The sequence below is a fragment of the Mesorhizobium sp. 1M-11 genome (assembly GCF_001303895.1).
Classification (GTDB): Bacteria; Pseudomonadota; Alphaproteobacteria; order Rhizobiales; family Rhizobiaceae; genus Mesorhizobium.
The window spans coordinates 227,892-240,000 of record NZ_LJSD01000050.1 but is presented as its reverse complement, the minus strand read 5'-3'; the positions used below and the strand labels follow the sequence as shown (position 1 = coordinate 240,000).

10 protein-coding genes (1 of these 10 running past the window's edge) are annotated in these 12,109 nt (G+C 61.1%); 1 reads left to right on the top strand and 9 read right to left on the bottom strand.

Going from position 1 to position 12,109, the window contains the following annotated elements:
• The 4 genes in view from lpdA to AO692_RS20790 are tightly spaced (at most 58 nt apart) and all read right to left on the bottom strand, a layout consistent with a single transcriptional unit that may run on beyond the window.
• Positions 1-1,179 carry the 5' portion of a dihydrolipoyl dehydrogenase gene (lpdA, locus tag AO692_RS20805; RefSeq protein WP_054311949.1) on the bottom strand. It extends 219 nt beyond the left edge of the window, so only the first 1,179 of its 1,398 coding nucleotides appear in the window; its start codon is at positions 1,177-1,179; its stop codon lies beyond the left edge, outside the window.
• 58 nt (positions 1,180-1,237) lie between these two features.
• On the bottom strand, positions 1,238-2,566 hold the full coding sequence (locus tag AO692_RS20800; RefSeq protein WP_054311948.1) for a dihydrolipoamide acetyltransferase family protein: 1,329 nt from the start codon (positions 2,564-2,566) through the stop codon (positions 1,238-1,240).
• Between the two features lies 1 nt (position 2,567).
• Positions 2,568-3,581 carry an alpha-ketoacid dehydrogenase subunit beta gene (locus tag AO692_RS20795; RefSeq protein ID WP_054311947.1) on the bottom strand — a complete coding sequence of 338 codons (1,014 nt, stop codon included), beginning with the start codon at positions 3,579-3,581 and terminating at the stop codon, positions 2,568-2,570.
• A gap of 3 nt (positions 3,582-3,584) precedes the next feature.
• Complete coding sequence (locus tag AO692_RS20790; protein WP_054311946.1) at positions 3,585-4,817, bottom strand: 3-methyl-2-oxobutanoate dehydrogenase (2-methylpropanoyl-transferring) subunit alpha; 1,233 nt, start codon at positions 4,815-4,817, stop codon at positions 3,585-3,587.
• Positions 4,818-5,198: 381 nt separating this feature from the next.
• Here AO692_RS20790 and holA point away from each other — a divergent pair, with 381 nt between their 5' ends.
• Positions 5,199-6,248, top strand: coding sequence for a DNA polymerase III subunit delta (gene holA, locus AO692_RS20780; RefSeq protein WP_054311944.1), 1,050 nt, complete (start codon positions 5,199-5,201; stop codon positions 6,246-6,248).
• Positions 6,249-6,324: 76 nt separating this feature from the next.
• On the opposite strand, the gene AO692_RS20775 is transcribed toward holA, so the two are convergent.
• From AO692_RS20775 to mnmE, 5 genes are all read right to left on the bottom strand, one after another.
• Entirely contained in the window at positions 6,325-7,206 is an 882-nt protein-coding gene (locus AO692_RS20775; protein WP_054311943.1) for a ParB/RepB/Spo0J family partition protein, read from the bottom strand.
• Positions 7,207-7,247: 41 nt separating this feature from the next.
• The gene (locus AO692_RS20770) at positions 7,248-8,036 is read right to left on the bottom strand and encodes a ParA family protein (protein ID WP_054311942.1); all 789 of its coding nucleotides are present in this window, start codon (positions 8,034-8,036) and stop codon (positions 7,248-7,250) included.
• A gap of 43 nt (positions 8,037-8,079) precedes the next feature.
• Positions 8,080-8,709 carry a 16S rRNA (guanine(527)-N(7))-methyltransferase RsmG gene (rsmG, locus tag AO692_RS20765; RefSeq protein ID WP_054311941.1) on the bottom strand — a complete coding sequence of 210 codons (630 nt, stop codon included), beginning with the start codon at positions 8,707-8,709 and terminating at the stop codon, positions 8,080-8,082.
• Entirely contained in the window at positions 8,706-10,577 is a 1,872-nt protein-coding gene (gene mnmG / locus AO692_RS20760; protein WP_054311940.1) for a tRNA uridine-5-carboxymethylaminomethyl(34) synthesis enzyme MnmG, read from the bottom strand. Before mnmG ends, rsmG begins: the two co-directional genes overlap by 4 nt.
• Before the next feature lie 198 nt (positions 10,578-10,775).
• Positions 10,776-12,095 (bottom strand): tRNA uridine-5-carboxymethylaminomethyl(34) synthesis GTPase MnmE, encoded by a 1,320-nt coding sequence (mnmE, locus tag AO692_RS20755; protein ID WP_054311939.1) that lies wholly within the window; start codon positions 12,093-12,095, stop codon positions 10,776-10,778.
• Positions 12,096-12,109 lie beyond the last annotated feature (14 nt).

The following is a 12,109-nucleotide window of genomic DNA, read 5'->3' as shown; positions in this document are numbered from 1 at the left end:
GCTTTCGCCGAGCTTCGTCATGGCACGGCCATTGGCGGTGAACGGAAACAGTCCCGTCTTGACCTCGCCGCCTAAGGCCTTCGCTTCATCCGGCGACAATCCCACGCTCACCACTTCCGGATCGGTGAAGCAGACCGCCGGAATGGCGCGTTTGTCCCAGCTGCGTTTGTGTCCAGCCACGATCTCGGCCACCATCTCGCCCTGCGCCATGGCGCGGTGTGCCAGCATCGGCTCGCCGGTCACGTCGCCGATCGCAAAGACACCACGCATCGAGGTGCGACATTGCTCGTCGATGCGAATGAAGCGGCCATTCATATCCAGATCGATCTGGTCGAGGCCCCACCCTTCCGTTACCGGCTTGCGCCCAACCGTGACGAGAATCTTGTCGGCCTCGATCTTCACGTCCTTGCCGGCAGCGGTTTCCACCAGCAGCGCGTCGCCTTTGCTCGAGAGACCCTTGGCCCTGGCCTCCGTCAGCACGTCCACCCCAAGCTCGGCCAGTCGCTTCGTCACCGGCTTGGTCAGTTCAGCATCATATTGTGCGAGCAGGCGCGGCAACGCCTCCACCACCGTCACCCTGGAGCCGAGCTTGGCAAAGGCCATGCCGAGTTCCAGCCCGATGTAACCGCCACCGACGATGGCGAGCCTCTCGGGCACCTCGGCCAGCGACAGCGCTTCGGTCGAAGAGATCACCGAACCGCCGAAAGGCAGGAACGGCAGCTCGACCGGGGCCGAACCGGTGGCGATGACGACGGTTTCGGCACGGATCACCTGCAGGCCGGTCTCGGTTTCGACTTCCACGGTCTTGCCGTCCCTGAATGTCGCCCAACCGGAAACATGCTTGACCTTGGCCTTCTTGAGCAGTCCGGAAACGCCATTTGTAAGCCGGCTTACGATACCGTCTTTCCATGCGATGGTCTTTCCGAAATCAATGGAAGGGCCTGCTGTCGTTATGCCAAGCGGACTGATGCCTTCGGCCATATGCGCGACTTTCTCGAACTCCTCGGCGGCATGGATCAGCGCCTTGGAGGGAATGCAGCCGATGGTGAGGCAGGTTCCTCCCGGCTTCGCCGCTTCGACGATCACGGTGTCGATGCCGAGCTGGCCAGCGCGGATGGCGCAGACATAGCCGCCGGGACCGGCGCCGACGACGAGCAGTTTGCAGGAAATGTCCTTCATTGCCCAAGTCCCCGTTGAGGAAGGTTCGCTGGCTGATGATCGTGAAAGCAATGCATCTTCAGTTGTCCACGAAGATCAGCGCCGGGGTTTCCAGAAGCGCCTTGATGCGCTGGACAAATACCGCCGCGTCCCAGCCATCGACGATGCGATGATCGAAACTGGATGACAGGTTCATCATCTTGCGCGGGACGAACTGGGTGCCGTCCCACATCGGTCGCACCATCATCTTGTTGACGCCGATGATTGCGACTTCTGGATGATTGATGACGGGCGTGGTCACAACACCGCCCATGGCCCCCAGCGAGGTGATGGTGATGGTCGAACCGGAAAGCTCGTCGCGGGTCGCCGTGCCTGTCTTGGCGGCTTCCGCCAGACGATTGACCTCGGCGCCGCAATCCCACAGGTCGCGCGCCTCGGCATGTTTCACCACAGGCACGACCAGCCCATTCGCGGTCTGGGCAGCGATGCCGATGTGGATGCCGCCATGCTGGTGGATGATGCCGGCCTCATCGTCGAACAGCGAATTCAGCAGCGGCTGCTCGCCGATTGCCTTGACCATTGCCCGCATCAGGAAAGGCAGCAGCGTCAGTTTCGGCCGATCCGCGCGCTTCTCCTTGTTGAGTGCGGCGCGCAGTTCTTCCAGCGCCGTCACATCGATCTCCTCGACATAGGTAATGTGCGGGATGCGCGATTTGGCGAGTTTCATCTTTTCGGCGATCTTGCGCCGAAGTCCGATGACCTTGATCTCCTCGACGTTCTCGTTGCGCGAAAGGCCGGTCGCCGGCCGCATCGTCTGCGGTCCCCGTGCGAGGAATTCGTCGATGTCCTCGTGCCGGATAAGGCCGGCCGGTCCGGTGCCTGCGACCTGGCGCAGATCGATGCCGGCCTCCTTGGCGCGAAGCCGTACCGCCGGCGACGCCAGCGGCTTTTCACCTTCGGGACGCGGCGCGCCACCGATAGAGGCGGACGGACGGGATACGTTCTTCGTTGCCGCTGGAACTGACGATGCCGCTGGCCTGGCCTCAACCGGCTCCTTGGGCGCCGCTTCCGCCGGAGCTTCTTTCGCGACCTCAACCTTCGCAAGTTTCTCGGCTTTGCCGGCGGCCACGGGCTTGGTGTCCGCTGTTGCCGTCACATTGCCTTCGCCGGCCACCTTGAGCCGCACGATCGGCGAACCGATCGCCACCGTGTCGCCGATCTCGGCGCCGAGCCAGAGAATCTCTCCGTCCACAGGTGAAGGGACCTCCACCGTCGCCTTGTCGGTCATGACGGCCGCCAGCACAGTGTCTTCGCGCACGAGGTCGCCGACCTTCACGCTCCATTCGACGAGTTCTGCCTCGGCCACACCTTCGCCGACATCAGGCAGCTTGATGACATACTCACCCATGTCAGGCCTCCATCGTGGCGATGAGCGCGCGGCCGACGCGGGCCGGTCCAGGGAAATAATCCCACTCCTGAGCATGCGGATAGGGCGTGTCCCAGCCGGCAACACGCACGACCGGTGCCTCGAGGTGATAGAAGCAGTTCTCCTGCACCAGCGACATCAGTTCTGCACCGAAGCCGGAGGTCAAGGTCGCCTCGTGCACCACCACACAGCGTCCGGTCTTCTTCACCGACTCCACGACGGTATCAAGGTCGAGCGGCAGCAGCGTGCGCAGATCGATGATCTCGGCGTCGATGCCGGTCTCCTCGGCCGCAGCCTGGGCGACGTAGACCATGGTTCCATAGGCAAGCACCGTCACGGCATTGCCCGGGCGGCGGATAACCGCCTTGCCGAGCGGCACTGTGTAGTGACCGTCGGCGACTTCGCCCAGTTCATGCTTGGACCACGGCGTGACGGGCTTGTCGTGATGGCCGTCGAACGGACCGTTGTAGAGCCGTTTGGGCTCCAGGAAGATGACCGGATCCGGATCTTCGATGGCCGCGATCAGCAGGCCCTTGGCGTCTGATGGATTGGACGGCACCACGGTCTTCAGGCCCGAGACGTGGGTGAACAGGGCCTCGGGGCTCTGGCTGTGGGTCTGGCCGCCGAAGATGCCGCCACCCGTCGGCATGCGCACGACGATCGGACAGGTGAAATCGCCATTGGAGCGATAGCGCAGACGCGAGGCTTCCTGGGTCAACTGGTCGTATGCGGGGTACATATAGTCGGCAAACTGTATCTCGACGCAGGGCTTCAAGCCGTAGGCGGCCATACCGATCGCCGCACCGACGATACCGGATTCGTTGATCGGTGCATCGAAGCAGCGGCTCTTGCCGTATTTTGCCTGCAGGCCCTGCGTGCAGCGAAACACGCCACCGAAAAAACCGACATCCTCGCCAAAAACGACGACGCGTTCGTCCAGCCCCATCGCGACATCCATGGCATCGCGAATAGCCTCGATCATGGTCTTGCGTGCCATGGTTCAGATCCCCGCCTGCTGGCGCTGGCGCCTGAGATGCGGCGGCATCTCGGCATAGAGCCCTTCGAACATGTCGCGGATCGACGGTTTGCCGCCGGCATGCAGTGTGCCGTGCGACTCGGCTTCCTTCTGCGCTGCGATGACGGTCTCGAGGATTTCGGTTTCAGCCTGTGCGTGGCGTTCGTCTGACCAGACGCCGCGATGGACAAGATGGTTCTTCAACCGCACCACCGGATCACCGAGCGGCCAGGCCTCCGATTCAGCTTTCGGCCGATAGGCCGACGGATCGTCCGAGGTCGAATGCGCGCCGGCGCGATAAGTCACATATTCGATTAGTGTCGGCCCGAGATTGGCGCGCGCACGTTCGGCCGCCCATTTCGCCACGGCATGCACGGCGAGATAGTCATTGCCGTCGACCCGCAAGGCCGGAATGCCGAAACCCAGGCCACGCGCCGCAAAGGTGCCGGCGCCGCCGCGTGCAATGCCCTGGAAGGTCGAAATCGCCCACTGGTTGTTGACGATGTTGAGAATGACCGGAGCCTTGTAGGTCGAGGCAAAGACCAAGGCCGAATGGAAATCCGATTCCGCCGTCGAACCGTCGCCGATCCAGGCAGCGGCAATGCGCGTGTCGCCGCTGATCGCGGAGGCCATCGCCCAACCCACTGCCTGGATGTACTGCGTAGCCAGATTGCCGGAGATCGAGAAGAAGCCGTGCTCTTTCGACGAATACATGATCGGCAGCTGCCGCCCCTTCAGCGGGTCGGCTTCGTTCGAATAGATCTGGTTCATCATCGTGACCATCGGGTAGTCGTCGGCGATCAAAAGCCCGGCTTGCCGATAGGTCGGGAAATTCATGTCACCCTTGTCGAGCGCCCTGCGGAAGGCACAGCTCACCGCCTCCTCACCCAGATGCTGCATATAGAAGGAGGTCTTGCCTTGGCGTTGCGCCATCTGCATGCGCGCATCGAAGGCCCTCAGCGTCATCATGTGACGCAGGCCTTCCAACAGCTCTTCATCGCTGAGCATGCCGGCCCAGGGACCGACCGACTCGCCGGCGCGATCCAGGACGCGGATGATCGAAAAAGCCAGATCGCGGATTTCGCGGGGATCGACATCGATCGGCGGTTTGGGCACGGAGCCGGCCTTGGGAATGGGAACGTTGGAGAAATCCGGTGTTCCACCCGGCCTTACCTCCGGTTCCGGAACATGAAAGCGCAACTTCCCGGCTTCGGCCATGGGCTCTCGTCCTCCACTGCATTGGAACGCCGGACGTCCATGCGGACGCGCAAAAGACGCTCCATCACTTTCAATCTGCGATGTTTGCATATCTTCGACGCCGAAGCAGCGTCAAAGTACGTCCACCGCGTTTGCCTCTCCCTGCTCGGCGCACGAGGCACCGACGGCGGCGCAATGTTGCAGGAAACGCGCGTAATATCCCGTCTCATCCATGGCTCTTGCGGCAACAAACGAGATTGCTTGTCGCCGTTTCCATTCCAAATGCTGCCGGAAAGCGCTCTGGGCAGTCGCGAGCTTGATCTCGCTCACACGGTTGGCGCAAAACTGCCGCACGCTTTTGCGCCACATGCTTTGAGTGCCACATCGTGCTAGGGGACCAGCATGGCACAGAAAAAAGCCTCAGAAGTCGATTCGTGGCTGGCCCGGCCGGATCCCAGCACCTGGCTGGTGCTGATCTATGGTCCGGACCGCGGACTGGTGGCGGAGCGGGCGCGTGCCTATGCGACGCGCACCGGACTGCCGCTCGACGACCCCTTTTCCGTGGTGAAGCTGGATGCTGACGATGCCGACCGCGACCAAGGCCGTCTGCTCGATGAAGCGCGCACCGTGCCGATGTTTTCCGATCGGCGCCTGCTGTGGCTGCGCAACGCCGGTGCCCAGAAAAACCTCGCGGATGACGTCAAGGCCTTGCTGGCCGAGCCGCCGCGCGATGCCGTTGTTCTGATCGAGGCCGGAGATCTGAAGAAGGGTGTCGGGTTGCGCGCAACCGTCGAGGCAGCGAGCGGCGCGATGGCGCTGCCCTGTTATGCAGACGATGCGCGCGACATCGAAACCGTCATCGACGACGAACTCGGCAAGGCCGGCATGACGATGACGCTGGAGGCGCGCCAGGCCTTGCGCCGCAACCTCGGCGGCGATCGCCTCGCCTCGCGCGGCGAGGTCGAGAAGCTGGCGCTTTATGCGCATGGTCGCGGTGAAATCACGCTGGAGGACGTGCGCGCTCTTACCGGGGATGTCTCCGGGCAATCCTTTGACGATGCGGTCGACGCGGTGCTGGCCGGCAGGCTGGACGATTTCGATACGGCCTTTACCCTGCAATGCCAGGCCGGCGGCCAGCCTTTCCTGGCGCTGGCTGCCGCGATGCGCCAGTTCCAGGCCCTGCATTCGATGCGCGGTGCCGTGGATGCCGGCGGCGGTCGCAACGCGGCCGCAGTCGTTGCCGCGCACAAGCCGCCGGTTTTCTTTACCCGCCGACGCTTGATCGAGACTGCGCTGGAACGATGGAATTCCGAAGCCTTGAGCCGGGCACTTGCACGGCTTCAAGCCGCTGTCCTGCAGACGCGGCGGCGGTCCGATCTCGCCGAGCCGATCGCTCGGCAGGCTTTGCTCGGCATCGCCGTGGAAAGCGCGAGACTGGCGCAACGACGCTGAGCAAAACCTGCCTTGCGTTAAAACTTTTGTTTTACAATGACTTAGAACGAATCAACCGATATATGCCGTCGAAGGCTCAGGTCTGTTTCAGCCGCCGGCAGAGATCATCGAGCTGATCGAGCGAGCGATACGACACCCGCAGTTCGCCGCCGCCGCTCTTGTGCGCGATCACCACTTTCATGCCGGTGACATCGGACAGGAGCTTTTCCAGCGCCAGCGTATCCGGATCCTTCTCAGCGGGTGTCGAAAGCTTGGCCTCGCGCTGCGCCTGGACCGGCATCTGCGCGAGCGCCTCAGCCTGGCGCACGGAAAGCCCTTCTTCCACGATGCGCTTGGCAAGTCCTGCCGGATCCTGCGCGGTGACCAGCGTGCGCGCATGGCCTGCTGACAAAGAGCCATCCACCAGCATGTCTTGAATCACATCCGGCAGTTTCAGAAGCCGCAGCGTGTTGGCGACATGGCTGCGGCTCTTGCCGATGACCTGACCGAGATCGGCCTGACTGTAGCCGTGATCATCGATCAGCTGCTGATAGCCAAGTGCTTCTTCAACCGCGTTGAGATCAGCACGCTGAACGTTTTCAATGATCGCCAGCTCCAGCGCCGTTCGATCATTGACCTCCCGCACGATCACCGGAATCTCGATCAGGCCAGCGCGTTGCGCGGCCCGCCAGCGCCGCTCGCCGGCGATGATTTCATAGCGCCCCTGCTGTGTTGGCGACGACCGCACCACCACAGGCTGGACCACGCCATGTTCGCGAATCGACTGAGACAGGTCCGTCAGTTCGGCATCGCCGAAATGACGTCGCGGATTGCGCGGATTCGGGGAAACGAACTCGATCGGCACTTTGCCGTCCGCCGCCGTCCGCTGCTGTTCGGTGGCCGCCGCCGGTCGGTCGATTTCGCCGATCAGCGCCGCAAGCCCTCGTCCCAGCCGCTTTCTCGAAGGATCGTCGTTCATCTCAGGTCTTCCAGGTCATCGTTTCGGTAACGTATCGAATCTTATGCGGCCCGCAGCTGGCGCTCGCGGCGAATCACCTCCGAAGCCAATTGCAGGTAGGCTTGGCTGCCGGAGCATTTGAGATCGTAGAGAATCGCCGGCTTGCCATAGGATGGCGCTTCGGAAACCCGAACATTGCGCGGGATGACCGTCTCATAGACCTTGTCGCCCATATAGGCGCGCACATCCTGCACAACCTGGTTGGCGAGATTGTTGCGGCCGTCGAACATGGTGAGCACGATGCCCTGAATGCTTAAATTCGGGTTGATCGAGCCGCGCACCTGCTCGACCGTCTCGAGCAACTGGCTGAGGCCTTCCAGCGCGAAGAATTCGCATTGCAGTGGAACCAGCACGGAATCGGCGGCCGCCATCGAATTCAGCGTCAGCAGATTGAGCGATGGTGGACAATCGATCAGAACATAGCTGTACTGATCGGAAGCGTGGATCGCGTTGCGCAGGCGCAGCACGCGATCCGGTGCCGAGGCGATCTCCATCTCGATGCCAAGCAGGTCGAGCGTCGACGGCACGATCGACAGACCCGGCACAGCCGTGGGCATTGCCGCGGCTTCCAGATCAAGCTGACCGGTGAGGACGTCGTAGGAAGAAACGGTGCGATCCCGACGGTCGATGCCGAGCCCCGTGCTGGCATTGCCCTGTGGGTCAAGGTCAACGATGAGCACGCGCTCGCCGATCGCCGCGAGCGCCGTTGCCAGATTTATGGCGGTGGTCGTCTTGCCGACACCACCCTTCTGGTTGGCAACGGTAATGATCCTTGGTCCGGTGGTGGTCATGGTTTTCCGCCACAAATTCATTTCGCTAGCATCACGCGTTGAATCAAATTCTGCGAACATTGCGCAGCTCAAGCACAACCCCTTGTGGGTCGACGGTGCTTGGATGTTCTAGCAGATCGAAACGCCAGCGGAGAGAGCTTTCTTTTATTTCCCGCTGATAATCCCTGCCTTTGTGGAACAAAGCCCGGGCACCGGCCGCCAACCAAGGCTCCGTCAGAGCCAGGAGATCGGTCAATGAAGCCAAGGCGCGGGCGGTGACGATCTCCGGCGCATCCACAAATGGGTATGAGTCTTCGATACGCCTGGCGATGATTCGCGCGGGCAATCGAAACTGTCCGACCGTAGCCTGCAGAAAGCCGGTTTTCTTGCGATTGCTCTCAACAAGAGAGATCGAACCGCCGCGCTCGCCAAGCAAAAACGCCATGACCAAGCCCGGAAACCCGCCGCCAGACCCAATATCGACCCACCGCTTTGCGGCCGGTTCGATCTTGGCGAGCTGGGCGCTGTCCAGGATATGACGTTGCCAGACATCATTTTCGGTGGATGCCGCAACGAGATTGATGCTTCTGTTCCATTTCAGGAAATGTGCTTCAAAAGCTTCGAGCGCCGCAAACGTTTCACGTGAAACGTCCCCCGCCGCCGCCCGCAAGCTTTCATAAGATGCAGCGCTCACGCGGCACCCTTCTCGGCGATTTCCGCATTTCGAATATGCGCGACAATCACAGCCAGAGCCGCGGGCGTCATGCCCTCCATACGCTGCGCCTCGGCGATCGATCGCGGCTTGCGATCCCGCATCTTCTGCTTGAGCTCATTGGAGAGCCCGGAGACACCGCCAAAATCCAGTTGGGCCGGGATCAGCCGGTTTTCCTCCCGACGCAGTTGTTCGGCATCCGTCTTCTGGCGATCCAAATAGACGGAATACTTCGCTTCGATTTCGAGAGCTTCCGCCGTCTTGGCGTCGATCCCGGCGAATTGCGAATCGATCTTCGCCAGCCAGGCAATATCCACATCCGGATACGCCAGCAGATCGTAGGCTGAACGCCGGACACCGTCCTTGTTGATCTCCAAGCCATAGCCGGCGGCTTCGTTCGGGGTAAACCGGATCTGTTTGGCCAATTCACGTGCGCGATCGATTCGCGTCTTGATCTCCTCGAAGCGACGAGAACGATCCGCCGACACAATACCAAGCTCGATCGCTTTGCCCGTCAGACGTTCATCGGCATTGTCGGCACGCAATGACAGCCTAAACTCCGCGCGCGATGTGAACATGCGATAAGGTTCCGCGATGCCCCGGCTCGTCAGGTCATCGATCATAACGCCGATGTATGCCTCGGTCCGGCTGAGCACGACCTGGCTGCAGCCGCCGGCGCGACGCGCGGCGTTCAAACCTGCGACAAGTCCCTGCGCCCCTGCCTCTTCATAACCGGTCGTGCCATTGATCTGACCGGCGAGAAACAATCCCTGGACCTTTCGGGTCTCGAGCGACTGGTGCAACTCACGCGGATCGACATGATCATATTCGATGGCGTAACCCGGCTGAAGCATTGTCGCGCGCTCCAGACCCGGGATTGTCTTGAGCAATTCGAGTTGTGCATCTTCCGGCAGGGATGTCGAAATCCCGTTCGGATAAACCGTAGGATCGTCGAGACCTTCCGGCTCCAGAAAAATCTGGTGTCCTTCGCGATCGCCGAACTTGACGATCTTGTCCTCGATGGAGGGGCAATAGCGCGGCCCGACCCCTTCGATCTCCCCGGAATACATGGCGGAGCGATTGAGATTGGCGCGAATCACGGCATGCGATTCCGGGGTCGTGCGCGTGATGCCGCAATCGATCTGAGGATTGCGGATACGATCCGTCATCAGAGAAAAAGGCACCGGGTTTTCGTCCGCGGCCTGGCTTTCCAGGATTTTCCAGTCAATCGTTCGTCCATCCAGCCGGGGCGGCGTGCCTGTCTTCAAACGCCCGAGCTTGAAGCCGATGCGCTCCATCGTAGCAGAAAGGCCGACCGAAGCTTGCTCGTTCATACGCCCCGCAACGATCTTGCGGTCGCCGATATGGATTAATCCGCGCAAGAACGTGCCTGTGGTCAAAACCACGGCACCGCAGGACAGCCGCCGACCGTCTGCCAACACAACCGCCGTTACGGTGCTGTTCTCGACTTCGAGATCGAAAACCTCACCTTCAACAACATCGAGATTAGGCTGCGCCTGGATGGCATCTTGCATGGCCAGCCGATACAGCTTTCGATCAGCCTGCGTTCGAGGTCCGCGCACCGCAGGACCTTTACGACGATTGAGCAGGCGGAACTGGATGCCCCCGGCGTCTGCGACGCGGCCCATCAGGCCGTCCATCGCATCGATCTCCCGAACGAGATGACCTTTGCCCAGGCCTCCAATCGCCGGATTGCATGACATCACGCCAATGGTGTCGAAGCGCAGCGTGACCAAGGCGCAGCGCGCACCAGCGCGCGCGGCTGCGCTGGCCGCCTCGCAACCGGCATGGCCGCCTCCAACCACGACAACGTCGTAGCTGCTGATCATTGCTTATGCTCCTGGAGTTTCGCTTGCGCTGTCATGTTCTCCCGAACGATTCCTGTCAAGAAAAACCGAACGTTTCACGTGAAACACGCGACAGTTGTGAAGCAAACCACCCCATCCACTGTTTCACGTGAGTCACCCGCCGGGCGGTGTTTCACGTGAGTCACGTTTTTGTTTGTGAGAGTCACTGTTTCACGTGAGTCACTTACCGATGCAGAACTGCGAGAAGATAACGTCTAGGAGATCTTCGACATCGACGACACCAACAATTCGGCCAAGCCGCTCGCCGGCCAGCCGCAGGTCTTCTGCCCGCAACTCGAGATCGCGTTGTCCGAGGGCGTGCTCGACAAACGCCCTGCCATCGTTCAGCAATTCCACATGCCGAAGCCGTGATGGTAGTAAACTCCCCGCAGATCCAGCAGCCTCTTCTGCCATATCGCCCAACGTCTCGAGAAGCTGGGTAATGCCTTCACCCGTCTTCGCAGAGAGTATGAGATCGAATTCCGGGCGATTCTTCTTTCCTTCAGAAAGCAAATCGGCCTTCGTTCCAATGCGGAGCACCCGCGACCTCGTTGGCAACTCGATGTCCGGAACCGTGGCGGTCATGTCCTGCAGCACCGCCACCAGATCCGCTTTCTCGGCGCGTTTCCTGGCTCGCTCGATGCCGATGCCTTCAACGGTTCCGGCATGTTCCCTCAACCCCGCCGTATCGGTCAGCCGGACCTTAAGGCCGTGCAAATCCAGCGCGACCTCCAGCAAATCTCGTGTCGTGCCAGGCTCGTCGCTGACGATGGCAGCTTCCCGTCTGGCCAGGGCGTTGAACAAGCTGGACTTTCCTGCATTGGGCGCGCCGAGGATCACCACATCGAAGCCCTCGCGAATGATCTCACCCGAACGAAATCCGGCAATATGCTCAGCGATCTCATTGGAAAGCCTACGCATATCAGACCAGATCGTGTCCGAGACCGAGCCGGGAATATCGTCTTCGTCCGCGAAATCGATCTCGGCCTCGATCATCGCGCGGGCGTGGACAAGCCGACGACGCCAGGCGTCATAGAGCTCACTCTGGGCGCCTCCGGCATTGAGCAAGGCGAAACGACGCTGCGATTCCGTTTCGGCGTTGATGAGATCGGCAAGGGCTTCGGTTTCGACGAGGTCGAGCTTCCCGTTGAGGAACGCTCGCCTCGTGAACTCACCAGGCTCGGCATGACGGATTCCATCGATTGCAGTCAAAGCCTGCAGCAGGGCCGACACCACGGCTTTACCGCCATGCACCTGAAACTCGGCGACGTCCTCACCGGTAAAGCTTGCCGGCCCTGCGAAAAAGATCACCAGGCCGGTATCGATCAACGATCCATCGGCCTGCCTCAGCCGGCGCAACGTCACCTCGCGCTCAGACGCTGTCGTTCCCGCTATCGTTTCGATAGCGAATCGAGTCTTTGAGCCCGACAACCGGACAACCGCAACTCCGGCAGGCAGCTTTCCGCTCGATAACGCAACGATTGAATCCGAGAATTTCATTGTTCGCTCTTCGA